This window comes from Streptomyces sp. NPDC059875 (assembly GCF_042731085.1).
Classification (GTDB): Bacteria; Actinomycetota; Actinomycetes; order Streptomycetales; family Streptomycetaceae; genus Streptomyces.
Genome location: NZ_JBHWJZ010000033.1, coordinates 38,690 through 60,482, shown reverse-complemented (window position 1 = coordinate 60,482; position 21,793 = coordinate 38,690). Strand labels below are relative to the sequence as shown.

At 70.8% G+C, this 21,793-nt stretch carries 23 protein-coding genes and 1 pseudogene; 18 read left to right on the top strand and 6 right to left on the bottom strand.

The window, feature by feature from the left end:
• Positions 1 to 68: 68 nt before the first annotated feature.
• The 6 genes from ACFV9D_RS31355 to ACFV9D_RS31330 all read left to right on the top strand — a co-directional run bounded on the left by ACFV9D_RS31355 (position 69) and on the right by ACFV9D_RS31330 (position 6,430).
• Positions 69 to 1,400 carry a PQQ-binding-like beta-propeller repeat protein gene (locus ACFV9D_RS31355; protein WP_385153686.1) on the top strand — a complete coding sequence of 444 codons (1,332 nt, stop codon included), beginning with the start codon at positions 69 to 71 and terminating at the stop codon, positions 1,398 to 1,400.
• Between the two features lie 208 nt (positions 1,401 to 1,608).
• Positions 1,609 to 2,637 carry an N-acetyl-gamma-glutamyl-phosphate reductase gene (gene argC, locus ACFV9D_RS31350; protein ID WP_385153683.1) on the top strand — a complete coding sequence of 343 codons (1,029 nt, stop codon included), beginning with the start codon at positions 1,609 to 1,611 and terminating at the stop codon, positions 2,635 to 2,637.
• Positions 2,634 to 3,785 carry a bifunctional glutamate N-acetyltransferase/amino-acid acetyltransferase ArgJ gene (gene argJ, locus ACFV9D_RS31345; protein ID WP_385153680.1) on the top strand — a complete coding sequence of 384 codons (1,152 nt, stop codon included), beginning with the start codon at positions 2,634 to 2,636 and terminating at the stop codon, positions 3,783 to 3,785. Before argC ends, argJ begins: the two co-directional genes overlap by 4 nt.
• Positions 3,782 to 4,690: an acetylglutamate kinase gene (gene argB / locus ACFV9D_RS31340; protein ID WP_385153677.1), complete on the top strand. Its 909-nt coding sequence runs from the start codon at positions 3,782 to 3,784 to the stop codon at positions 4,688 to 4,690. The genes argJ and argB overlap by 4 nt, the downstream gene beginning before the upstream one ends.
• Entirely contained in the window at positions 4,687 to 5,874 is a 1,188-nt protein-coding gene (locus ACFV9D_RS31335; RefSeq protein ID WP_385153674.1) for an acetylornithine transaminase, read from the top strand. The genes argB and ACFV9D_RS31335 overlap by 4 nt, the downstream gene beginning before the upstream one ends.
• Positions 5,875 to 5,893: 19 nt before the next feature.
• Positions 5,894 to 6,430, top strand: a complete 537-nt coding sequence (locus tag ACFV9D_RS31330; protein ID WP_260230329.1) for an arginine repressor — start codon at positions 5,894 to 5,896, stop codon at positions 6,428 to 6,430.
• Positions 6,431 to 6,476: 46 nt separating this feature from the next.
• Here the strand turns inward: ACFV9D_RS31330 and ACFV9D_RS31325 are convergent, their stop codons facing one another.
• Together ACFV9D_RS31325 and ACFV9D_RS31320 are read right to left on the bottom strand one after the other, a co-directional pair.
• Entirely contained in the window at positions 6,477 to 6,644 is a 168-nt protein-coding gene (locus ACFV9D_RS31325; RefSeq protein ID WP_385153670.1) for a hypothetical protein, read from the bottom strand.
• Positions 6,645 to 6,655: 11 nt separating this feature from the next.
• Positions 6,656 to 8,017: a hypothetical protein gene (locus ACFV9D_RS31320; protein ID WP_385153667.1), complete on the bottom strand. Its 1,362-nt coding sequence runs from the start codon at positions 8,015 to 8,017 to the stop codon at positions 6,656 to 6,658.
• A gap of 243 nt (positions 8,018 to 8,260) precedes the next feature.
• Here ACFV9D_RS31320 and argH point away from each other — a divergent pair, with 243 nt between their 5' ends.
• Positions 8,261 to 9,688, top strand: coding sequence for an argininosuccinate lyase (argH, locus tag ACFV9D_RS31315; protein ID WP_385153664.1), 1,428 nt, complete (start codon positions 8,261 to 8,263; stop codon positions 9,686 to 9,688).
• Positions 9,689 to 9,699: 11 nt separating this feature from the next.
• On the opposite strand, the gene ACFV9D_RS31310 is transcribed toward argH, so the two are convergent.
• Positions 9,700 to 10,209, bottom strand: a complete 510-nt coding sequence (locus ACFV9D_RS31310) for an HAD domain-containing protein (RefSeq protein ID WP_385153661.1) — start codon at positions 10,207 to 10,209, stop codon at positions 9,700 to 9,702.
• A gap of 85 nt (positions 10,210 to 10,294) precedes the next feature.
• On the opposite strand from ACFV9D_RS31310, the gene ACFV9D_RS31305 reads away from it, so the two are divergent.
• Positions 10,295 to 10,846, top strand: a complete 552-nt coding sequence (locus tag ACFV9D_RS31305; RefSeq protein WP_385153658.1) for a TetR/AcrR family transcriptional regulator — start codon at positions 10,295 to 10,297, stop codon at positions 10,844 to 10,846.
• Positions 10,843 to 12,387 carry an MFS transporter gene (locus tag ACFV9D_RS31300; RefSeq protein ID WP_385153655.1) on the top strand — a complete coding sequence of 515 codons (1,545 nt, stop codon included), beginning with the start codon at positions 10,843 to 10,845 and terminating at the stop codon, positions 12,385 to 12,387. Before ACFV9D_RS31305 ends, ACFV9D_RS31300 begins: the two co-directional genes overlap by 4 nt.
• 76 nt (positions 12,388 to 12,463) lie before the next feature.
• On the opposite strand, the gene ACFV9D_RS31295 is transcribed toward ACFV9D_RS31300, so the two are convergent.
• Positions 12,464 to 13,135 carry a lysophospholipid acyltransferase family protein gene (locus ACFV9D_RS31295; protein ID WP_329122715.1) on the bottom strand — a complete coding sequence of 224 codons (672 nt, stop codon included), beginning with the start codon at positions 13,133 to 13,135 and terminating at the stop codon, positions 12,464 to 12,466.
• 225 nt (positions 13,136 to 13,360) lie between these two features.
• On the opposite strand from ACFV9D_RS31295, the gene ACFV9D_RS31290 reads away from it, so the two are divergent.
• The 5 genes from ACFV9D_RS31290 (at position 13,361) to ACFV9D_RS31270 (ending at position 17,520) form a co-directional block, all read left to right on the top strand.
• The gene (locus tag ACFV9D_RS31290; protein WP_385153652.1) at positions 13,361 to 14,524 is read left to right on the top strand and encodes a glycerophosphodiester phosphodiesterase; all 1,164 of its coding nucleotides are present in this window, start codon (positions 13,361 to 13,363) and stop codon (positions 14,522 to 14,524) included.
• Between the two features lie 85 nt (positions 14,525 to 14,609).
• On the top strand, positions 14,610 to 15,524 hold the full coding sequence (locus ACFV9D_RS31285; RefSeq protein ID WP_385153650.1) for an alpha/beta fold hydrolase: 915 nt from the start codon (positions 14,610 to 14,612) through the stop codon (positions 15,522 to 15,524).
• A gap of 66 nt (positions 15,525 to 15,590) precedes the next feature.
• Positions 15,591 to 16,328 carry a MerR family transcriptional regulator gene (locus tag ACFV9D_RS31280; RefSeq protein WP_385153647.1) on the top strand — a complete coding sequence of 246 codons (738 nt, stop codon included), beginning with the start codon at positions 15,591 to 15,593 and terminating at the stop codon, positions 16,326 to 16,328.
• A 143-nt stretch (positions 16,329 to 16,471) separates the two neighbouring features.
• Positions 16,472 to 16,996 (top strand): sigma-70 family RNA polymerase sigma factor, encoded by a 525-nt coding sequence (locus tag ACFV9D_RS31275; protein WP_385153644.1) that lies wholly within the window; start codon positions 16,472 to 16,474, stop codon positions 16,994 to 16,996.
• Between the two features lie 38 nt (positions 16,997 to 17,034).
• Positions 17,035 to 17,520, top strand: coding sequence for a GNAT family N-acetyltransferase (locus ACFV9D_RS31270; RefSeq protein ID WP_385153641.1), 486 nt, complete (start codon positions 17,035 to 17,037; stop codon positions 17,518 to 17,520).
• Between the two features lie 13 nt (positions 17,521 to 17,533).
• Here the strand turns inward: ACFV9D_RS31270 and ACFV9D_RS31265 are convergent, their stop codons facing one another.
• Together ACFV9D_RS31265 and ACFV9D_RS31260 are read right to left on the bottom strand one after the other, a co-directional pair.
• Positions 17,534 to 17,953: a hypothetical protein gene (locus tag ACFV9D_RS31265; RefSeq protein ID WP_385153638.1), complete on the bottom strand. Its 420-nt coding sequence runs from the start codon at positions 17,951 to 17,953 to the stop codon at positions 17,534 to 17,536.
• A 1-nt stretch (position 17,954) separates the two neighbouring features.
• The gene (locus ACFV9D_RS31260) at positions 17,955 to 18,317 is read right to left on the bottom strand and encodes a hypothetical protein (protein ID WP_329122724.1); all 363 of its coding nucleotides are present in this window, start codon (positions 18,315 to 18,317) and stop codon (positions 17,955 to 17,957) included.
• A gap of 129 nt (positions 18,318 to 18,446) precedes the next feature.
• Here ACFV9D_RS31260 and ACFV9D_RS31255 point away from each other — a divergent pair.
• The 4 genes and pseudogenes from ACFV9D_RS31255 to ACFV9D_RS31240 all read left to right on the top strand — a co-directional run.
• Positions 18,447 to 18,596 (top strand): annotated as a pseudogene (locus ACFV9D_RS31255) (HAD family hydrolase); the annotation flags it as partial.
• 402 nt (positions 18,597 to 18,998) lie between these two features.
• Positions 18,999 to 20,060, top strand: a complete 1,062-nt coding sequence (locus ACFV9D_RS31250) for a methionine ABC transporter ATP-binding protein (protein ID WP_385153636.1) — start codon at positions 18,999 to 19,001, stop codon at positions 20,058 to 20,060.
• Positions 20,057 to 20,725 (top strand): methionine ABC transporter permease, encoded by a 669-nt coding sequence (locus tag ACFV9D_RS31245; RefSeq protein WP_361847428.1) that lies wholly within the window; start codon positions 20,057 to 20,059, stop codon positions 20,723 to 20,725. Before ACFV9D_RS31250 ends, ACFV9D_RS31245 begins: the two co-directional genes overlap by 4 nt.
• A 90-nt stretch (positions 20,726 to 20,815) precedes the next feature.
• Complete coding sequence (locus ACFV9D_RS31240; protein WP_385153632.1) at positions 20,816 to 21,676, top strand: MetQ/NlpA family ABC transporter substrate-binding protein; 861 nt, start codon at positions 20,816 to 20,818, stop codon at positions 21,674 to 21,676.
• Positions 21,677 to 21,793: the final 117 nt, after the last annotated feature.

Below are 21,793 nucleotides of genomic sequence, written 5' to 3'. Positions count from 1 at the left end.
GGTGTGACCGCAACCTGGTGCGGAGGCGGATGCCGCCCTACCGTGGTGCCGGTTTCGGGGGGGTGCGGATGGGACGTCGGTGGAGACGTGGACTGCTGATTCTGCTGGTCGGCTGGCTGGCGACGGGCTGCTTCGTTCCGCCGAAGCCGGGGTTCGGCGCCGCGGGGGTGGTGCCGAGGGAGGCCTCGCGCGTCGCGGTACGGCTGCCGCCGGGGCCCGACGGCACGTGGGCGCTGCACGTCCCCGAGCTGCGGCTGCGTGGCCAGGGACGGACCGTCGTCGGCGTGGAAGGCCCTTCGAACCGGGAGTGGCGGCTCGCGCTTCCGCCCGAGTTCGCGCTGACCTCGCCCATCCCCGGCACGGGCCATTCCGCCCTCGTGCGCGAGGCGCAGGTGATCCTGGTCGGGGGCCGGGACGGTCACCGGGGGCCGAGTGCGGTCGCCGGCCTCGACGCCTTTCAGGGGCGTATCTCCTGGCGGCACGACCTGCCCGCGGACAGCGCCGTGTTCCTCGCCGACCGGCACGTCGTCGCGGCGACGTGCGGGCCCGCCTCCTGTCTCCTCACCGGCTGGAACGCTCTGTCCGGTGAGAACGTCTGGTCGCGCACGGTGCCCGGCGCGGTCAAGGCCCTGGACGCCTGCCGGAACCTGTCGGACGTCGCCGTCGCCCGCGGATCGAGCGACTGCGGCCCCTATCTGGTCACCCGCGACCGCGTGGGCACGGTGGCCCCCGACACAGGCGCCGTGTACTGGTACCCCGGGCTGCGACCGCCCCCGGGCACCGTCGACCGCGTCATCCGGTACGGCAGCCGGATCGTCCTGATCACTGAGCCCGTGCCGGGCAGCTGTCGCGCCACCGTCCTCGGCAGCGCGATGGAGCCGAGCAAGGGCGACCGCGGTTGGTCCCACACCTTCGTGTGGGACCAACCGCAGGCGGCCCGCGACCCGCGTACAGGGTGCCGCTGGGACCGCACCCTTCCGCTGGACGCGGGCTTCCGCATGGTGCTGCCGGAGGCGGGGGGAGCCCTGGCCGTCCATCCTCATCTGGGCACTGGGGGCCCCTCGCAACGGCTGGCCCCGGGCGAGTACCTGATCACCGACCTCACCCGCGACGAGGTCATCCGCGGACCGGGCCGCCCGGACCGCCTCCTCGACGCCACGGACCGGCCCGTGCGTCCCCGGGGCTTGAGCCCCTCGGCACGGTCCGTCATGCCGGGCTTCTGGCAGGACGGCCACCGCCTGCTCCTGCTGGACCATGCGGGCGAGGTCCTCTGGCAGGCCACATCGGACTGCCGCGCCTGGCCGGCCCCGCCCTGGCTCGAGGACCCGCGGACGGCCGATTCCCTCACCTACTGCGACGGCGACGAACTGGTGACACTGAGCCCGGAAACCGACGAGTGAGCAGGGGAGCGTGGTGTCCCCACGACTCTTCGCTCGGTCGTCAGCCCGGTGGGCGTGGGCGCGCCACCGCTCGAGCTCAGCTCTGCGGACTCTCGTCTCAGCAACGTGAATCGCTCCGCCGTGGGTACTCGACCCATCGCCCCAGCTCAAGGCTTTGCATAAAACTGCGGTGATGCGTATAGTCATGCCATCCAGGAGGAGGGTTTCGATGACGGTACGAGCAGCAGTGGCAGGCGCGAGCGGATACGCGGGTGGAGAGCTCCTGCGTCTTCTCCTCGGCCACCCCCAGGTGGAGATCGGCACCCTGACCGGCCACTCCAACGCCGGCCAGAAGCTCGGGGCCCTCCAGCCCCACCTCCTCCCGCTCGCCGACCGCGTCCTCGCGCCGACCACCGCCGAGGAGCTGGCCGGGCACGACGTCGTCTTCCTCGCGCTCCCGCACGGACAGTCCGCCGCCGTCGCGGAGCAGCTCGGGCCCGACGTCCTCGTCGTCGACATGGGCGCCGACTTCCGGCTGAAGGACTCCGCCGACTGGGAGACGTTCTACGGCTCCCCGCACGCCGGGACCTGGCCCTACGGCCTTCCCGAACTGCCGGGCGGCCGCGCCGCGCTGGAGGGGTCCAAGCGCATCGCGGTGCCCGGCTGCTACCCCACCGCCGTCTCCCTCGCGCTCTTCCCCGCGTACGAGAACGGGCTCGCCGAACCCGAGGCCGTGATCGTCGCCGCCACCGGAACCTCCGGCGCGGGCAAGGCCCTCAAGCCCCACCTGCTCGGCAGCGAGGTCATGGGCTCCATGTCCCCGTACGGCGTCGGCGGCGGCCACCGGCACACGCCCGAGATGATCCAGAACCTCAGCGGCGCGGCCGGCGAGCGGGTCAGCGTGTCGTTCACGCCGACCCTCGCCCCCATGTCCCGCGGCATCCTCGCCACCTGCTCCGCCACGGCGAAGCCCGGCGTGACCGGCGAGAGCGTGCGCGCCGCGTACGAGAAGGCCTTCGCGGACGAGCCCTTCGTCCACCTGCTCCCCGAGGGCCAGTGGCCCGCCACGGCGTCCGTCTACGGTTCCAACGGCGTTCAGATCCAGGTCGCCCATGACGCCGCCGCGAACCGGATCATCGCGATCAGCGCCATCGACAACCTCACCAAGGGCACCGCCGGCGGCGCGGTGCAGAGCATGAACATCGCCCTCGGGCTTCCTGAGGACACCGGACTTTCCACGATTGGAGTCGCTCCATGAGCGTCACCGCAGCGAAGGGATTCACGGCAGCGGGCATCGCCGCCGGAATCAAGGAGAACGGCAACCCGGACCTGGCCCTCGTGGTCAACACCGGGCCCCGCCGCGCCGCCGCCGGCGTCTTCACCTCCAACCGCGTCAAGGCCGCGCCCGTCCTGTGGTCCCAGCAGGTGCTCACCACCGGTGAGCTCGCCGCGGTCGTCCTCAACTCCGGTGGCGCCAACGCCTGTACGGGCCCGCAGGGCTTCCAGGACACCCATGCCACCGCCGAGAAGGTTGCAGAGCTGCTCGAGGTCGGCGCCGGTGAGGTCGCCGTCGCGTCCACCGGTCTCATCGGACTCCTGCTGCCCATGGACAAGGTCCTGGCCGGCGTCGAGAAGGCCGTCAAGGAACTCTCCGAGCACGGCGGCGAGAAGGCCGCCATCGCCATCAAGACCACCGACACGGTCCACAAGACCTCCGTCGTCACGAAGGACGGCTGGACCGTCGGCGGCATGGCCAAGGGCGCGGGCATGCTCGCCCCCGGCCTCGCCACCATGCTCGTCGTCGTCACCACCGACGCCGACATCGAGAGCAAGGACCTCGACACGGCGCTGCGCCAGTCCACCAAGGTCACCTTCGACCGGGTCGACTCCGACGGCTGCATGTCCACCAACGACACCGTCCTCCTCCTCGCCTCCGGCGCCTCCGGCATCACCCCGGGCTACGAGGAGTTCGCCGAGGCCGTCACGACCGTCTGCCAGGACCTCGCCCGCCAGCTCATCGGCGACGCCGAGGGCGCCAGCAAGGACATCCGTATCGAGGTCGTCAACGCCGCGACCGAGGACGACGCCGTCGAGGTGGGCCGCTCCATCGCCCGCAACAACCTCCTCAAGTGCGCCATCCACGGCGAGGACCCCAACTGGGGCCGGGTACTCTCCGCCATCGGCACCACGCAGGCCGCCTTCGACCCCGACCAGCTCAACGTCGCCATCAACGGCGTCTGGGTCTGCAAGAACGGCTCGGTCGGCGAGGACCGCGACCTCGTCGACATGCGCTTCCGGCAGGTCACCATCACCGCCGACCTCGCCGCCGGTCCCGAGTCCGCCGTCATCTGGGCCAACGACCTCACCGCCGACTACGTCCACGAGAACAGCGCGTACGCGTCATGACCGGAACCCGAAAGCACACCGCGCTCCCCAAGGCCGAGATCCTCATCGAGGCGCTGCCCTGGCTGACCCGCCACAACGGCAAGACGGTCGTCATCAAGTTCGGCGGCAACGCCATGATCGACGACGAGCTCAAGGCCGCCTTCGCCCAGGACGTCGTCTTCCTGCGCCACGCCGGCCTCAAGCCCGTCGTCGTGCACGGCGGCGGACCCCAGATCAGCGCCGCGCTGGACCGGCACGGCATCGTGAGCGAGTTCAAGGCCGGCCTGCGGGTCACCACCGAGGACGCCATGGACGTCGTACGGATGGTCCTCGCGGGCCAGGTCCAGCGCGAGCTCGTCGGCCTGCTCAACCAGCACGGCCCGTTCGCCATCGGCATGACCGGCGAGGACGCGCACACCATCACGGCCACCAAGCACCAGCCGGTCATCGAGGGCGAACAGATCGACATCGGCCGGGTCGGCGAGATCACCGCCATCGACACCGGCGCCATCGAGGCGCTCCTGGAGGACGGCCGGATCCCGGTCATCTCCTCCATCGCCCGCTCCCAGGACGACGGACATGTCTACAACGTCAATGCTGATACGGCGGCTGCGGCTCTCGCTGCGGCGCTGGGTGCCGAAACCCTGATGGTCCTGACCGACGTCGAGGGCCTCTACGAGGACTGGCCGAACAGCGACGAGGTCATCAGCCGGCTCACCGCGAGCCAGCTGGAGAAGCTGCTGCCCGAGCTCTCCAGCGGAATGGTCCCCAAGATGGAGGGCTGCCTGCACGCCGTGCGCAACGGGGTCACCACGGCCCGCGTGATCGACGGCCGGGTCCAGCACTCGATCCTGTTGGAGATCTTCACCGACGAGGGCATCGGCACGATGGTCGTGCCCGACCGGACGACGGGGGACGGGAAATGAGCAACGAGGAACTGACCCAGCGGTGGCAGGGCTCGCTGATGGACAACTACGGCACGCCCCGGCTGCCGCTCGTCCGCGGCGAGGGCGCCAAGGTCTGGGACGCCGAAGGCACCGAGTACCTCGACTTCGTCGGCGGCATCGCCGTCAACGCCCTCGGCCACGCCCACCCGGCGATCGTCGACGCCGTGTCGCGGCAGATCGCCTCGCTCGGCCATGTCTCCAACCTCTTCGTCGCCGAGCCGCCCGTCGCCCTCGCCGAGCGACTGCTCCAGCTCTTCGGCCGGCCTGGGCGGGTCTTCTTCTGCAACTCCGGCGCCGAGGCCAACGAAGCCGCCTTCAAGATCGGCCGGCTGACCGGCCGGAGCCACATGGTCGCCACCCAGGGCGGCTTCCACGGCCGGACCATGGGCGCGCTCGCGCTCACCGGCCAGCCCGGCAAGCAGACCCCGTTCCTGCCGCTCCCCGGCGACGTCACGCACGTCCCGTACGGAGACGTCGAGGCCCTGCGGGCGGCGGTCACCGAGGACACCGCGCTGGTGATCATCGAGCCGATCCAGGGCGAGAACGGCGTCGTCGTCCCGCCCGTCGGCTACCTCCAGGCCGCCCGCGAGATCACCCGCGCCACCGGCACCCTCCTCGTCCTCGACGAGGTCCAGACGGGCATCGGCCGGACCGGCCACTGGTTCGAGTACCAGGGCCACGAGGGGGTGGAGCCCGATCTCGTGACCCTTGCCAAGGGCCTCGGCGGCGGGCTGCCGCTCGGCGCGACCGTCGCCTTCGGCGCGGCGGCCGAGCTGTTCACGCCCGGCCACCACGGCACGACCTTCGGAGGAAACCCCGTCGCGTGCGCCGCCGGCATCGCCGTCCTCGACACCCTCGCCGCCGGTGGAACCCTCGACGAGGTCAAGCGGCTGGGCGAGAAGCTGCGGAGCGGAATCGAGGGTCTGAACCATCCGCTGGTCTCCCATGTCCGTGGTGCGGGCCTCCTGCTGGGTATCGTGCTCACCGAGTCCCTCGCGCCCCGGGTGCAGCAGGCGGCTCAGGGTGCCGGTCTCCTGGTGAACGCGCCCGCCCCCGATGTCGTACGGCTCATGCCGGCACTGATCATCACCGACGCGGAGGTGGACGCATTCCTGGCAGCGCTGCCCGGCGTCCTCGACGAAGCGGTGAACGGGGAAGAATGAACCGGAGAATGAGACGACGATGACCGACGCGCAGGAAACCGAGCACGGCGGGCCGTCCGTTCCGCAGACCCGCACCGCACGCCACCGCAGGATCGTCGACATCCTCAACCGGCAGCCGGTGCGCTCGCAGAGCCAGCTCGCCAAGCTCCTCGCGGACGACGGGCTGAGCGTCACCCAGGCGACGCTCTCCCGCGACCTCGACGAGCTCGGCGCGGTGAAGATCCGCAACACGGGCGGCGAGCTGATCTACGCGGTGCCCAGCGAGGGCGGTTTCCGCACCCCGCAGGCGCCGCTCGGCGAGTCCGCCAAGGAGGAGCGGATGCGGCGCCTCTCCGGCGAACTGCTGATCTCCGCCGAGGCCTCCGCCAACCTCGTGGTCCTGCGGACCCCGCCGGGGGCGGCCCAGTTCCTCGCGTCGGCCATCGACCAGGCCGAACTCCACGCGATCCTCGGCACGATCGCGGGTGACGACACGCTGCTGCTGATCTCCCGCGACCCGGCGGGCGGCCAGGCACTCGCCGACCACCTGCTGCGGCTCGCGCAGAACGACCGCTAGGTCAAGGGCGACGGCCGGTACGGACACCCGACCGGCCGTCGCCTGGCTACGCGCCCGGGCGGGGGAGCGGCGGCAGCGGGAGCGGCAGCCCCGGAAGCCCGTCGATGCTCGTGGCGATCGAGGGGAAGTGCGCCATGAGCCCCTCCCACCGCGGGTCGTCCCGGAACACCGGCTCGCCGCGCCCGTGTACGTCGGCCTCGGCATCCTGCGACACGGCGGCCCGCCTCACCTGCTGGTGCCCCAATACCCCAGCACCGCACGCGCGTTGGCCCGCAGTTTCGCGTCCGGGTCGCCGCTCAGGCGCCGCGCCGCCTCCCCGAACGCCTCCCCACCCCGCGCGGCCAGCAGTCGGAAGGCTCCGACTCGCACGTGCCGGGGTCGGTCCGGGGCCAGGCGCTCCGTCAGCTCCGCCGGGGACAGCCGGTGCACCCACGGTACGAGAGCGCTCGCCGTCTCCCGTACGACGCCGGGCGCGGGGTCGTCGAGCAGCACCGTCAGCCGTGCCACGTCCACTGTCTCCAGGAGCCGCAGCCCGGCCACGGCACGGGTGCGCACACCGTCGCGCGGGTGGAGGGTCAGCGGCCACAGCAGGTCCGCGTCGTCCCGCGAACCGCACTCGGCGAGCCCGACTGGCGCGCCGGGCGGCACGTCCGTGCCCGCGCACAGCGCTCGGTAGAGGGGGGCGGGGTCGGTCCCGGCCTGCCGCAGTACATAACGTGCGCAGGCCCGTACCAGCGCGGACCGGTCCGTGAGGAAGGGCTCGGCCTCCGCGTGCCGCTCCGCCCGGCGCAACGCCGTCACGCCGGCCGACCGCACCCGCGGGTACGGGGACCGCAGCAGCGGCTCCAGCACGTCGTCGCGCGTGGTGACGTCGACAGCCGCGAGCGCGCCGCTCGCGCAGAGGTCCTGGATGACCACGTCCCCGTCCGTGGCGGCGATCACGGCCAGCCGGACGGGGGAGAAGAGCTTGCGCTCGACCGCGAGCCGGTGTCCGAGCCTTCGCACGACCCGTTCCTCGCTCGCGAGGACGGCGTCGAGCACGGGTGCGGGGCCCGCTTTCAGGGCGGCCTCCAACAGATCGAGGGCGACCCCTCCGCGCTGTCGGCCCGAGATCCTCAGGACGACGGCGGCCAGGACCCCGATCCCGTCCGGGGCGACGTCGGGCAGCGCGGCCCGCAGGAGGCTCCGTGCCTCCGTACGGACCGGCTCTGCCCAATCCGCGCAACGGATCGCGATCAGCGGCAGCAGGGCGGGCAGCCCGTCCGCCCGCCGCAGCGCGGCCTGCCGTATCCGGCCGTCGGGGTGGCACAGGGCGAGGGCGACCTCGGCCTCGGTGGGCTCAGGGTGCGAACGACGCCGCGACGGGTTCACCGACGGCAGGGGCGCGTCCCACTCCCAGGTCGCTCGGCGCACCGGGCGATCGGTCGCCCACGCGAAGGAGGGGAGCTTCGACGGCTGATACCTGGCCACCTCCCGCACCGCGCGGTCCAGCCCGGTCCACTCCGCCGCGTCCGAGACATCGATCGCCTCGGCGACCGCTACCCCTTGTGCCAGACGCACGGCGTGTTCGATATCCCAGCTCAGCATGGGGGGAGCGTAGGCGTCGCCTCCGGCGCCCGCCCCTGAATTTCCCACCGCCAGGGGCCGCATTGACAGAACATACGGAGGACTGCATAGTTATGCCTATCGCAGGTCGAGCTCTCCGCGAAGACCGTCGCCTGGCGTGACCTCGCGCAACCCCTGGTCGTTCCACAGCCGCCTCCCCGGTCGTCCACCTGCCGTGGGGAAGGCGGTCGTACATCTCCACCCTTGTCCTGAGGAGCAGTAGCTGTGAGCAGCAACAACGGTGACGTCCGGCTCTGGGGCGGCCGGTTCGCCGACGGCCCCGCCGAGGCCCTGGCGAAGCTTTCCGCGTCGGTCCACTTCGACTGGCGGCTCGCGCCGTACGACATCGCCGGTTCCCGCGCCCACGCGCGCGTGCTTCACAAGGCGGGGCTGCTCACGGAGGACGAGCTGACGCGCATGCTGGCCGGCCTCGACCAGCTCGAAGCCGACGTCGCGGACGGCTCCTTCGTCGGCACCATCGCCGACGAGGACGTCCACACCGCCCTGGAGCGGGGCCTCCTGGAGCGCCTCGGCCCGGACCTCGGCGGCAAGCTGCGCGCGGGCCGGTCCCGCAACGACCAGGTCGCCACCCTCTTCCGGATGTACCTGCGCGACCACGCCCGGATCATCGGCGGGCTCATCGCCGACCTCCAGGACGCGCTCGTCGGCCTCGCCGAGGCTCACCCCGACGTCGCCATGCCGGGCCGGACCCACCTCCAGCACGCCCAGCCGGTGCTCTTCGCCCACCACGTCCTCGCCCACGTCCAGTCCCTCTCCCGGGACGCGGAGCGGTTGCGGCAGTGGGACACCCGGACCGCCGTCTCCCCGTACGGCTCCGGCGCCCTGGCCGGCTCCTCCCTCGGGCTCGACCCGGAGGCGGTCGCCAAGGACCTCGGCTTCGAGCGGGGCTCGGCGGGCAACTCCATCGACGGCACGGCCTCGCGCGACTTCGTCGCCGAGTTCGCGTTCATCACCGCGATGATCGGGGTCAACCTCTCCCGCATCGCGGAGGAGATCATCATCTGGAACACGAAGGAGTTCTCCTTCGTGACCCTGCACGACGCCTTCTCCACCGGCTCGTCGATCATGCCGCAGAAGAAGAACCCGGACATCGCCGAGCTGGCGCGGGGCAAGTCGGGCCGCCTGATCGGCAACCTCAGCGGCCTGATGGCCACGCTCAAGGCCCTGCCGCTCGCCTACAACCGTGACCTCCAGGAGGACAAGGAGCCGGTCTTCGACTCCTGCGACCAGCTGGAGGTCCTGCTGCCCGCCTTCACCGGCATGATGGCCACGCTCACGGTGAACCGCGAGCGCATGGAGGAGCTGGCCCCGGCCGGCTTCTCCCTCGCGACGGACATCGCCGAGTGGCTGGTCAAGCAGGGCGTGCCGTTCCGGGTGGCGCACGAGGTGGCCGGTGAGTGCGTGAAGGTCGCCGAGGCGGAGGGCAAGGAGCTCGACGAGCTCACGGACGACCAGTTCGTCAAGATCTCCGAGCACCTGACCCCCGAGGTCCGCACGGTCCTCAACGTCCCGGGAGCGCTCGCCTCCCGTGACGGCCGCGGTGGCACGGCTCCGTCGGCGGTCGCGGCCCAGCTGGTCGAGGTCAAGGCGGACCTGGTGATCCAGCACGCCTGGGCCACCGCCAAGCACTAACGCTCAGTACGTCACAGCGCCGTCGCCCACTCCGCGAGCGCGTCGAAATCCGGCCGGGTCAGCCCGATCCGCTCGTCGACGTGCAGCAACAGGGCGGCGGCGAGGTGGTTCTGCTCCACATACTCGCGGTCGTACGACGTGATGTCGTCGTCCACCCAGGCGAACGGCCGCCCGGCCGCGTACTCCAGGATGTACTGCGTCTTCCAGAAGGTCCCGCGAGGGGCCTTTCCGTGCATCTGGGGCCAGTCGATGAACGGCAGCTCGGGCAGCCCGAGCTGCGGCCCGATCCAGTCGTTGGCCTCGCCCTTCCAGGTCGTCGCCCACACCAGCTCGTACGCCTCCGCGAGCGCGAGCAGCTCGCTTCCGTGGTCGGGGTTGAGCCAGACCCGCAGCGGCTTCGCCCCCGTCCACCCGGTGGGGCTCATCCGGTGCGTGCCGTAACCCTCGGGACGGCGTTCGGGCTTCGCCGCATAAGGATTCAGCGGCCCGTCGACGTCGATCAGCAGCAGCGGCTTCGTCATGTTCACAGCATTCCTTCCCGCCCCTCCGTGAGGCGTCGAATTATCGAATGAGACATCAACGTCTCATTCGGTGTATGGTCGTCTCATGTCAGTCGACCGCACCCAGGTGCTCCGCGCCGCCGCCGCCCTCCTTGCCCGGAAATCGACCGCCACCATGGACGAGGTCGCCCGGGCCGCCGGTATCGGTCGCGCCACCCTGCACCGGCACTTCGCCGGGCGGGACGCGCTCGTCAGGGCGCTGGAGGCGATGGGGATCGAGGAGTTCGAGGCCGCGCTCGACCTCGCGCGCCTCGACGACGGTCCGGCCGACGACGCCCTGCGGCGACTCGTCGCCGCGTCCGAGCCCTGCGCGCAGCTGCTGGCCTTCCTCGTCACCGAGAACCAGCTCTTCGAGGGCGACCAGGTCAACGAGGGCTGGGCCAGGCTCGACGCCCGGGTCAGCGCGTTCTTCCGGCGCGGCCAGGAAGAAGGCACCTTCCGGATCGACCTGAGCCCCGCATGGCTCACCGAGGCCCTCTACGGCCTCATCTCGTCCTGCGCCTGGTCCGTCATGGACGGCCGGGTCGCGGCCAAGGACTTTCAGTACATGATCACCGAGCTGCTGCTCGGTGGCGCACGACGGAGCGTGGAGAAATGAGCGGCACCCGCCAACTGACCCCGACACAGGCCGCGGAGGTGAAGAGCCCCGGCCGCTGGCTCGCGCTCGCGGTGCTGGTCCTGGCCGTCCTGCTGGTCGCGGTGGACGCCACCGTACTCGGTCTCGCGACGCCTTCCCTCAGCGAGGACCTCAAGCCGTCCGGTACGCAGCTGTTGTGGATCGGCGACATCTACTCCTTCGTCATCGCCGGTCTGCTCGTCTCCATGGGCTCGCTCGGTGACCGCATCGGCCGCAAGAAGCTGCTCCTGATCGGTGCGACCGCCTTCGGCGCCGTCTCCGTGCTCAACGCGTACGCCACCAGCCCCGAGATGATGATCGTCGCCCGCGCGCTCCTCGGTGTCGCCGGTGCGACGCTGATGCCGTCGACCCTGGCGCTGATCCGGAACATCTTCCACGACCCCAAGGAGCGCAGCCTCGCCATCGGCATCTGGGGCGCCACCGCCTCGGCCGGCGCGGCCGTCGGTCCCGTCGTCGGCGGAGCGCTGCTCCAGCACTTCTGGTGGGGCTCGGTCTTCCTCATCAACCTGCCCGTCATGGCCGTCCTGGTCCTGGTCGGCATCAAGCTGCTGCCCGAGTCCAAGAACCCGGTCGCGGGTCCCTGGGACCTGATCAGCGTCGGGCTCTCCCTCGTCGGCATCATCGGCGTCGTCTACGCGGTCAAGGAAGTCGCCTCCCACGGCCCGACCTGGGAGGTCGGGGCCGCCGTCGTCATCGGCACCGCCGCCCTGTACGCGTTCGTCCGGCGTCAGCACACGCTGACCGCGCCGCTGCTCGACATGCGGCTGTTCAAGCACCGTGGCTTCTCCGGCGCGGTCCTGGCCGACCTGCTCACCGTCTTCGGACTGTCCGGACTGGTCTTCTTCCTCTCCCAGTTCCTGCAACTCGTCCAGGGGCGCGAGCCGCTGGAGGCCGGCCTGGCCGAACTGCCCGCCGCCATCGGCGCGGTGGTCACCGGTCTGATCGCGGGCCGGTACGCCCGACGGTTCTCGGTACGGGGCATCGTGGCCGGCGGACTCGGCGCGATCGGACTCGCGCTCGCCGTCATCACGCTGGTCCACAAGGAGACCGGCTACCCGCTGCTCGGCGCGGCCCTGCTCGTCGTCGGCCTCGGCGCCGGCTTCTCCTTCACCGTCACCGCCGACGTGATCCTCTCCAGCGTGCCCAAGGAGCAGGCGGGTTCGGCCTCCGCCGTCTCCGAGACCGCGTACGAACTGGGCGCGGCGCTCGGCATCGCGCTGCTCGGTTCGATCGTGACCGGCGTCTACCAGGGCTTCACGACCCCGGCGGGAGTCTCCTCGGACGCCGCCGCGGCGGCTCACGAATCGCTCGGCGGCGCGGTGGAGGCCTCCGCCGGCCTCGCGCCCGACTCGGCGACCGCCCTGGTCTCCACGGCCCAGGACGCCTTCGTCGACGGCCTGAAAATCGCGGCGGGCGTCGGCGCGGCGGTCCTCCTCGCGACGGCGGTCGCGGCCTGGTTCCTCCTGAAGGGCCAGAAGCTGGAGGACGGCATCGAGCACTGACGCGCAGCCGTCACATACGGGTGGGCCCCGCACGGCAGTCGCCGTGCGGGGCCCACCGTATGTCATGCCGTGACGGCTACGCCGCCTTCGCCTTCGTGGCGTACATGTCGACGTACTCCTGGCCGGACAGGCGCATCACCTCGGACATCACCGAGTCCGTCACGGCCCGCAGCACATAGCGGTCCCGGTCCATACCCTCGTACCGCGAGAACTCCATCGGCTCGCCGAAGCGGACCGTCACCCGGCCCGGCCGGGGCAGCCCCGCCCCGCCCGGCTGGATCTTGTCGGTGCCGATCATCGCGAACGGCACCACCGGCGCGCCGGTCATCAGCGTCAGCCGCGCGATGCCGGTACGGCCCCGGTACAGCCGGCCGTCGGGGGAGCGGGTGCCCTCCGGGTAGATGGAGAAGATCTTGCCCTCCTCCAGCACTCGGCGGCCCGTCATCAGCGCCGCGACACCGCCGCGGCCGCCGTCGCGGTCCACCGGGATCATGCCGACGCTGGTGAAGAACCAGGCCATCAGCCGGCCCTTGAACCCCTTGCCGGTCACGTACTCGTCCTTGCCGATGAAGAAGACCGGACGGTCCGTGCAGATCGGCATGATCATCGAGTCGATGAAGGTGAGGTGGTTGCCCGCGAGGATCACCGGACCCGTCCCCGGGATGTTCTCGGCGCCCTCCACACGTGGGCGGAACATCAGGCGCAGGATCGGTCCGAGCACTGCCTTGATGAGTGCGAGACGGGACAACGGTTCCTCCGGTATCGGGACGGACGGCGTCGGTGTGTGGGGGAGTGTGCAGGTGAGGACGATACTCGCGGGTCACCACCGTACGCACATCGGGTTCACCGAGTGGATACGCAGTGTTGACGTGTGTTTCCGCCATGTTCGACCAGGATCTGCCGCAGGTAGGGGGTGACTGCCTACGGTCGGGGCAGCAGTTGACAGGTGCGGGACATCACAGAAGGAGTCTTCATGACACAGGGTGAGCACCGGAGCCCGGCCCGGCGGACGGTCCTCGGGGCGGCGGGCGCGGCCGTACTGGGCGCCACGACGGTCCTTCCCGCAGGCGCCGCGCAGGCGGCGCAGGCCACCGAGGCCACGAGCAAGGGCCACGGCTTCCGCTCCCTCCCCGTCCCCACCGTCATCGCCCACCGCGGCGCGAGCGGCTACCGCCCCGAGCACACCCTCGGCTCCTACCAGCTCGCCCTCGACCTCGGCGCGCACGTGATCGAGCAGGACCTCGTCCCCACGAAGGACGGCCACCTGGTCTGCCGTCACGAGAACGACATCACCGGCACGACCGACGTCGCCGACCACCCCGAGTTCGCCTCCCGCAAGACCACCAAGTCCGTCGACGGCGTCTCGTACACCGGCTGGTTCACCGAGGACTTCACGCTCGCCGAGCTCAAGACGCTCCGCGCCAAGGAGCGCATCCCCGGCACCCGCCAGGAGAACACCCTCTACGACGGCCGCTGGCAGATCCCCACCTTCGAGGAGGTGCTGCGCTGGGCCGAGCAGGAGGGCCGCCGCCGGGGCCGCGAGGTCTGGCTGCACGTCGAGACCAAGCACCCCACCTACTTCCGCTCCCTCGGCCTCGGCCTGGAGGAGCGCCTCGCCAAGCTGCTGCGCCGGTACGGGCGTCACCGCGCCGGCTCCGCGGTCTTCCTGCAGTCCTTCGAACCGAGCAGCATCCAGCGCCTCGCCGAGCTGGTGAACTCCCCGCGGGTGGTGCTGCTCTCCGCCGCGAGCAGCCGCCCCTGGGACTTCGTCCAGGCGGGCGACCCGCGCACGGTCGCGGACCTCGTCACGCCCGCGGGCCTGCGCTGGATCGCCTCGTACGCACAGGGCATCGGCCCCACCCTGGACCTGGTCATCCCGCGCGACGCGAGCGGCCGCCTCGGAAGCCCGACCACCCTGGTCCGCGACGCCCACGCGGAGGGCCTGATCCTCCACCCGTACACCCAGCGCAACGAGAACGGCTTCCTCCCCGCCGACTTCCGCCGCGGCACGGACCCGAACGCGTACGGAGACGTCTTCGGCGCCCTGAAGACCTACCTGGCCACGGGCATCGACGGCATCTTCTCCGACAACCCGGACACGGCCCTCCTGGCAGCCGCGGACTTCAGGACCGTCTGACCCGTCGTGGGCACAGGGCCGTGCGCACCCTGAAGCGGGGGAAGGGGTTGACCCTGCCCCTGCGTCAGGGTTGGAGCCTGGTCGCATGACGAACAACAGCACTTCCCCGGCTCGGCTCGCCCCGCCGATCGGAGGGTTCCAGGAGATCGAAGGCCGCCGCCTCTTCGTGCATCGGACGGGCGGCGGCGGGCCGGCCGTGGTGTTCCTGCCGGGCGCCGGCGCGGTCGGCCTGGACTACTTCGGTGTCCAGCAGGCGGTTTCGCAGTTCACCACCGCCGTTGTGTACGACCGCGGCGGCACGGGTCACAGCGATCCCCTTCCGCTGCCGCGCACCGCCGCCGCGGTCGCCACGGAACTGCGCGAGCTGCTGCGAGCCCAGGACATCCCCGCCCCGTACGTTCTGGTGCCGCACTCCCTCGGCGGCTTCTACGCGCATCGGTTCGCACAGCTGTACCCGCAGGATGTGGCCGGGCTTGTCTGGTTGGACGCCTTCCACCGCGACTGGGACGACTTCATGCCTCCCGCGGCGAGTCTGGCCGCGGTCGAGCGGATGGCACCTGACCGGGAGCGGCTGGAGCAGATGCGCCCGGCCCTGCGCGAGATGTTCGCCGAGCTGCTCGCGGAGTACCCGGAGCACCTGCGGCAGGCCCTGGCCGATGCCAAGGTGAGTGACGCATGGACCCGCGTCGGCATCGCCGAGCGCTCCATGTTGGCCGACCTGGCCACCGAACTGCGGGCCGGGCCGGACCTTCCCGACGTCCCGGTGGTCGCTCTCACCGTGGTGGGCACCGACCCCGGCCAGAAGGCGCTGACGTCGGAGCGGACGTTGCAAGAGATGCACGACGGCAGGACGAGACTGGACGCGGCCCTGGTGAGCGCGGTCTCGCGGGGGGAACAGCGCATCCTCTCCGACACCGCCCACCACCGACTCTGCTTCGACCGCCCCGATGCCGTGGTCCAGGCCGTCCGCGACGTCATCGACCGGGCGGCTCGCCCCTAGGGCCTGTCCGGCGGATCGGGCCCTAGACTCGGCACCGGCACGCTGCACGAAGACCCGAGGAGGACGGTGCTCACGATCAGCCGGCTCGCGGCAACCGCCGGCGTGACCGTGCGCACCGTTCGCCACTACCACCAGGTCGGCCTGTTGCCCGAGCCCGCGCGCGATGCCTCCGGCTACCGCCGGTACAGCGCGCAAGCGGCGGTCGATCTCATCCGGATCAGGACGCTCGCCGATGCCGGGGTGCCCCTGGCCCGTATCGACGCGCTGCTGCGCGCGCAGCCGACCGAATTCGCCGCGGCCGTCACCGACATCGACGCGGAACTGCAGCGCAAGATCGACCAGCTCACCGAATACCGCCGCCGGATCGCCGAACTGGACAGCGGCGAAAGGCTCGTCCTGCCCCCCGAGGTGGTCGCCATACTGGACCGGATGCGCGGTCTCGGGGTCAGCGAGCGGAGGGTGCTCCTCGAGCGCGACTCGTGGATCCTGATGCAGGCACTGGACCCGCACGTCATGCCGGAGCGGATACGGGCCAAGAACGCCGGCTTCGACGACCCCGAGACGACGCGCCTGTATCTCGCCTGTGATCAATCAGTCGACTGGGATCCGCACGATCCACGCCTGGACCGGCTCATCGACGACCTGGACGCATGGGAGATCACACACGAAGGAGACAGCAACCGGGCGGGGTACCTGAAGCTGGTCTCCGCCCGGATCTCCGAGGCGTCACCGGCATGGCAACGCATCGTCGACGCGCTCGCCCACCGCGCCGAGCAGCGCCGAACCGCCGGGCACGACAGCTGAAGCCGGCAGGTGACGGTGCGCGGCGCCGTCAGTGGTCCGTTCGGCCCACGACCCAGGGCCCGGACCACGGGCAACGGCACCCACCCGAGTGGTTTACGCCCAAGACCGCAACCGCCCCGCACCGGACCCGCATCGTGCGGAGCATGACCCACCCCGACCCCGCCCTCCTCCGCACCCTCGCGCCCCTCCTCGCCGCGGAATCGAACGCCGAGGCCCCCGCCGCCGGCGTCGACGCGGGCGACCTCGAACAGGCCGTCTGGCTCAAACTCCTCGAACGGCTCCAGGACGACGAGGCGCCCACCCACCCCGCCGACTGGCTGCGCCGAGCCGTCCGCGCCGAGGCGCGTCGCGCCCGCCGCGCCGCCCTGCGGGAACGCCCCTACCGGGGCGAGGAAGCCGCCGAACCGCACGACTCCCCCGAGAGCTCCGCCCTGACCTCCGAACGCCGCCGTGTCCTGCGCGCCGCCGTCCGCCGTACCCCCGGCCACTGCCCGCGCCTGCTCACCGCGATGCTCGACCCGGCCGACCCCACCTACCGGGAAATCGCAGGGGAGTTGGGTATCTCACAGGGCAGTCTGGGGCCGATGCGTTCCCGTTGCCTGGGATGCCTGCGCAGAATGCTGGCTGCAGAGGTTCCCGCATCGACCTCGAGGGGAAGGGTGCGGTAGACCGACCGGTGGACCAGGTGAGCGGGAGGCATGCGCACATGGGCATGAGCGTGACCATCTCAGCGGCAGAACCGCAGGACGCGGAGCACATACTCAAGCTGCAGTACCTCTGTTACCAGAGCGAGGCCGAGCTCTACGGCGACTACTCCATCGAACCGCTCACCCAGACCCTGGACGCCCTGCGTACCGAACTCGCCCAGGGGCACGGCCTCGTGGCGCGCCTCGGGGACGAGGTCGTCGCCTCCGTACGCGGGCGGGTCGACGAGACCGGCACCGTACGGATCGCCAAGCTCATCGTCCACCCGCGGATGCAGCGCCACGGCCTCGGCGGCCGGCTCCTCGACGCCATCGAGAGCCACTTCGCCGGTGACCCGGTCCCCGGCAGCGCCAAGCGCTTCCAGCTCTTCACCGGACACCGCAGCGAGGGCAACCTGCGGCTGTACCGCAGCAAGGGCTACGAGCAGGTCGCCACGCGCGAGATCGGTCCGCGGCTCACGCTCGTGACCCTGGAGAAGGCCGCGTAGAGCCTGTCCGGCCCTACGCGGTCGCCCGGGAACGGCGGAGCCACCAGATCCCGGTCACCGGCAGCAGGACCGGGATGAAGATGTAGCCGTATCCGTAGTCCGACCAGACCGTGGCGTCGGGGAAGGCGGACGGATCCGCCAGCGTCCAGGTCCCGACGGTCAGCACGCCCACCAGCTCGGCGGCGCAGCACACCAGCGCCGCCCTGCGGGCCGTCTCCCCGCCCCGCACCAGCGTGTACGTGATGAAGGCGTACACGACGGCCGCCACCGCCGACAGCGCGTACGCGAGCGGCGCCCGGTCGAACTCGGTCGCGATCTGGTAGATCGAGCGCGAGACCGCGCCGACCGACATCACTCCGTACAGCCAGACCAGCAGCATGCCCGGGCCCTTGACCAGGCGCGCGCCTCCGCCGGTCTCCTCCGTCACGGTCATCTCAGCCCACCGTCCAGATGTCGAAGAGACGCACTTCGAGCACCGCGAGCACGACCGCGCCGGCCGCCACCGTCGCCGAGCCCCAGCGGCTCCGCTCCGCGAGCGACATGAATCCGGCCGCCGGGACCGCGCAGAGCGAGCCCAGCAGATACGCGACGAAGATCGTCGTGCCCTCCTCGGCCTTCTCGCCGCGCGACAGCTGCACGATGCCGACGATCAGCTGGACCAGTGCGAGGAAGGTCACCACGGCCATGCCGATGAAGTGCCAGTCCTTGGTCGGCTGATCGCGGGTGAAGGCGAAGCCGCACCAGGCGGCGAGGGCGAGCGCGGCCACCGAAACCGCGACCGTCAGGGCGTCAAGCATGGCCCCGAGGGTATTACGGGCCAAAAGACCCGATGCGCTCGCCCCCCATCCGCCCCGTAGGGGCGAGACCATGAAGATGCGCGCCGAAGGTGCTGCCCGGCACCAAGGAGCTGCTCTCCTCGCTCCCGGCCGGCCGCTGGGCAAGCCGGTCGCGCGGCGGGCATGCGGACCGTGGCCTTGGCCACAACCCACGACCGTGCCGAGTTCGACGCCGATGTCGTCGTGACCGACCTGTCGGAGGTATCCGCGCAGGCCACCGGCGGGGGCGTGGAGATCACCGCCGGAGCGTCACGGACGAGCGGAGTGTCCGGATGGCGTCTTATTCGCGTCCGCTATTCGGACAGCCCCGATCTCGCCCGACAGGTGCGTGCTTTACTTGCAGCCATGACCACGACGAGCAGCCGCACCCTTGCGACCGAGGCGATCACCACGCCCGGTGCTCGTTGTATGTGTCGAATGTGCGCCTTCTGAGGGCCCCCGCCTGAGTCTTGCGCCCCGAAGCGAGACCCGACGGCCGAGCCGATCCGCACGCCGCAGCCGGCGCCGGACCGTGCCCGCCCCGCGCACGAGCTGCCTCCGGTCACCCACCGAGCCGGCCCATCTGCGCCTGACTGTCCGAACGACGAATGCCCCGTGCCCGGCGGACCCCGCGCCGCGCACTCGACAGTGACGGAAACCCCTGTGATCACCACTTCGGGCCTGACCAAGGTCTACGAGTCGCGAGGCCGCCAGGTCACCGCTCTGGACGGTGTCGACCTCCATGTCCGCGAGGGCGAGGTGTTCGGCGTGATCGGCCAGAGCGGCGCCGGCAAGTCCTCGCTCATCCGCTGCGTCAACCTCCTGGAGCGCCCCACCTCCGGCACCGTGACCGTCGACGGCGTCGACCTCACCGCGCTGGCGGCGCACGGCCGCCGCGCCGGCAAGGACCTGCGCCGCGCCCGCAGCAACATCGGCATGGTCTTCCAGCACTTCAACCTGCTGTCCTCGCGCACCGTCAAGGACAACATCGAGCTGCCGCTCGAGATCCTCGGAGTCTCCGGCGCCGAGCGCACCCGCCGCGCCCTGGAACTCCTCGACCTCGTCGGCCTCGCCGACAAGGCGAAGTCCTACCCCGGCCAGCTCTCCGGCGGCCAGAAGCAGCGCGTCGGCATCGCCCGCGCCCTGGCCGGCAGCCCCAAGGTGCTGCTCTCCGACGAGGCCACCAGCGCCCTCGACCCGGAGACCACCCGCTCCATCCTCCAGCTGCTGCGCGACCTCAACCAGCAGCTCGGTCTCACCGTCCTGCTCATCACCCACGAGATGGACGTCGTCAAGACGATCTGCGACTCGGCCGCGCTGATGCAGAAGGGCCGGATCGTCGAGTCCGGCACCGTGAGCGAACTGCTCGCCACCCCCGGCTCCGAGCTGGCGGCCGAGCTCTTCCCCGTCAGCGGCGCCGCCACCGGCCCGGACCGTACGGTCGTCGACGTCACCTTCCACGGCGAGGCCGCCACCCAGCCGGTGATCTCGCAGCTCTCCCGTACGTACAACATCGACATCTCGATCCTCGGCGCGGCGATGGACACCGTCGCCGGCAAGCAGATCGGCCGGATGCGGATCGAACTGCCCGGTCGGTACGAGGAGAACGTCGTGCCCGTCGGCTTCCTGCGCGAGCAGGGCCTCCAGGTCGACGTCGTCGACGAGGACGCGGCCCCCGAGCCGCACGTGCCCACCCAGGGTCTGGTCAAGGAAGGTGCCAAGTGACCTGGTCGGAGATGCAGCCCCTGCTGGAGCAGGGCACGGTCGACACGCTCTACATGGTCCTGTGGGCCACGCTCGTCACCGTCCTCGGCGGACTGCCGCTCGGCATCCTCCTCGTCCTCACGGACAAGGGCGGACTGCTGCAGAACACCGTGGTCAACAAGGTCGTCGGCGTGATCGTGAACATCGGCCGCTCGCTGCCGTTCATCATCCTGCTGATCGCCCTGATCCCCTTCACGACCTTCGTCGTCGGCACCTTCATCGGCCCCACCGCGATGATCGTGCCGCTCGCCATCGGCGCCATCCCGTTCTTCGCGCGCCTCGTCGAGACGGCGGTCCGTGAGGTCGACCACGGACTCGTCGAAGCGGTCCAGTCCATGGGCGGCTCCGTGCCCACGATCATCCGCAAGGTGCTGCTGCCGCAGGCGCTGCCCTCGCTGGTCTCCGGCGTCACCACCACCGTGATCGTGCTCGTCGGCTACTCCGCGATGGCGGGCGCGGTCGGCGGCGAAGGCCTCGGCTCCAAGGCCATCACCTACGGATACCAGCGCTTCGACACCCAGTTCATGCTGGTCACGGTCGTCGTCCTGATCGCGATCGTCACCGTCGTCCAGCTCATCGGCGACCTCGCCGTCCGCCTCCTCGCCCGCCGAGGACGCACCGCCTGACCACGGCGGACCCACAGACTTCGTCCTTCGAAGAAGAGCCCGGACTTGTTGTCCAGGCGTCCACCGCACCACCAGAAAGAGGCACTTTTCGTGCGTAAGAACATCAAGCTCACCGCCAGTATCGCCGCCACCGCCGCGCTCGCCCTGGGCCTCACCGCCTGCGGCACCTCGTCGGACCCGTCCTCCGCCAAGGACTCGGCCGGCTCCGCCGACAAGCCGCTCGTCGTCGCCGCGTCCCCGACGCCGCACGCCGACATCCTGAACTACGTCAAGGACAACCTTGCTGCGAAGGCCGGCCTGAAGCTGGAGGTGAAGGAGTTCACGGACTACGTCCTGCCGAACACCGCCACCGAGACCGGCCAGGTCGACGCCAACTTCTTCCAGCACAAGCCGTACCTCGACGACTTCAACCTGAAGAACAAGACCCACATCGTCCCGGTGGTCAACGTCCACCTGGAGCCGCTCGGCCTCTACTCCCACAAGGTCAAGGACCTTAAGGACATCAAGGCCGGCCAGACCGTCGCCGTCCCCAACGACACCACCAACGGCGGCCGCGCGCTCAAGCTGCTCGCCGACAACGGGCTCATCACCCTCAAGGACGGCGTCGGCTCCAACGGCAAGCTCTCCGACATCACGGACAAGAAGGGCCTGGAGTTCAAGGAGTTGGAGGCCGCCACCGTGCCCCGCGCCCTGAACGACGTGGACGCCGCGGTCGTCAACGGCAACTACGCCATCGAGGCCAAGCTCAACCCGGCCACCGACGCGCTCGCCGTGGAGAAGGCGGAGGGCAACCCCTACGCCAACTTCCTCGCCGTCAAGGAGGGCAACGAGAAGGACGCCCGCGTGCAGAAGCTCGCCAAGCTCCTCAACTCGCCCGAGGTGAAGAAGTACATCGAGGACACCTACAAGAACGGTGCGGTCATCCCGGCCTTCGGCGCCGTCGCCAAGTAAGGCCCGCAGTACAGTTCTTGTGACGAAGGCCCCCGCATCCCGTCCGGTGCGCGGGGCCTTCGTCGCACCCTTCCCCCATCTGACGCCACATCGGACCCGGCCATGCGCACCTGCGGC

Bases quoted from the DNA above. Each gene is read 5' to 3' on its own strand.
- ACFV9D_RS31300 (WP_385153655.1), top strand. From the start codon at position 10,843: ATGAGCGGCACCCGCCAACTGACCCCGACACAGGCCGCGGAGGTGAAG.
- argC (WP_385153683.1), top strand. From the start codon at position 1,609: ATGACGGTACGAGCAGCAGTGGCAGGCGCGAGCGGATACGCGGGTGGA.
- ACFV9D_RS31285 (WP_385153650.1), top strand. From the start codon at position 14,610: ATGACGAACAACAGCACTTCCCCGGCTCGGCTCGCCCCGCCGATCGGA.
- argB (WP_385153677.1), top strand. From the start codon at position 3,782: ATGACCGGAACCCGAAAGCACACCGCGCTCCCCAAGGCCGAGATCCTC.
- ACFV9D_RS31355 (WP_385153686.1), top strand. From the start codon at position 69: ATGGGACGTCGGTGGAGACGTGGACTGCTGATTCTGCTGGTCGGCTGG.
- argJ (WP_385153680.1), top strand. From the start codon at position 2,634: ATGAGCGTCACCGCAGCGAAGGGATTCACGGCAGCGGGCATCGCCGCC.
- ACFV9D_RS31310 (WP_385153661.1), bottom strand. From the start codon at position 10,209: ATGACGAAGCCGCTGCTGCTGATCGACGTCGACGGGCCGCTGAATCCT.
- ACFV9D_RS31265 (WP_385153638.1), bottom strand. From the start codon at position 17,953: ATGACCGTGACGGAGGAGACCGGCGGAGGCGCGCGCCTGGTCAAGGGC.
- ACFV9D_RS31260 (WP_329122724.1), bottom strand. From the start codon at position 18,317: ATGCTTGACGCCCTGACGGTCGCGGTTTCGGTGGCCGCGCTCGCCCTC.
- ACFV9D_RS31290 (WP_385153652.1), top strand. From the start codon at position 13,361: ATGACACAGGGTGAGCACCGGAGCCCGGCCCGGCGGACGGTCCTCGGG.
- ACFV9D_RS31305 (WP_385153658.1), top strand. From the start codon at position 10,295: ATGTCAGTCGACCGCACCCAGGTGCTCCGCGCCGCCGCCGCCCTCCTT.
- ACFV9D_RS31335 (WP_385153674.1), top strand. From the start codon at position 4,687: ATGAGCAACGAGGAACTGACCCAGCGGTGGCAGGGCTCGCTGATGGAC.
- ACFV9D_RS31330 (WP_260230329.1), top strand. From the start codon at position 5,894: ATGACCGACGCGCAGGAAACCGAGCACGGCGGGCCGTCCGTTCCGCAG.
- ACFV9D_RS31275 (WP_385153644.1), top strand. From the start codon at position 16,472: ATGACCCACCCCGACCCCGCCCTCCTCCGCACCCTCGCGCCCCTCCTC.
- ACFV9D_RS31270 (WP_385153641.1), top strand. From the start codon at position 17,035: ATGGGCATGAGCGTGACCATCTCAGCGGCAGAACCGCAGGACGCGGAG.
- ACFV9D_RS31320 (WP_385153667.1), bottom strand. From the start codon at position 8,017: ATGCTGAGCTGGGATATCGAACACGCCGTGCGTCTGGCACAAGGGGTA.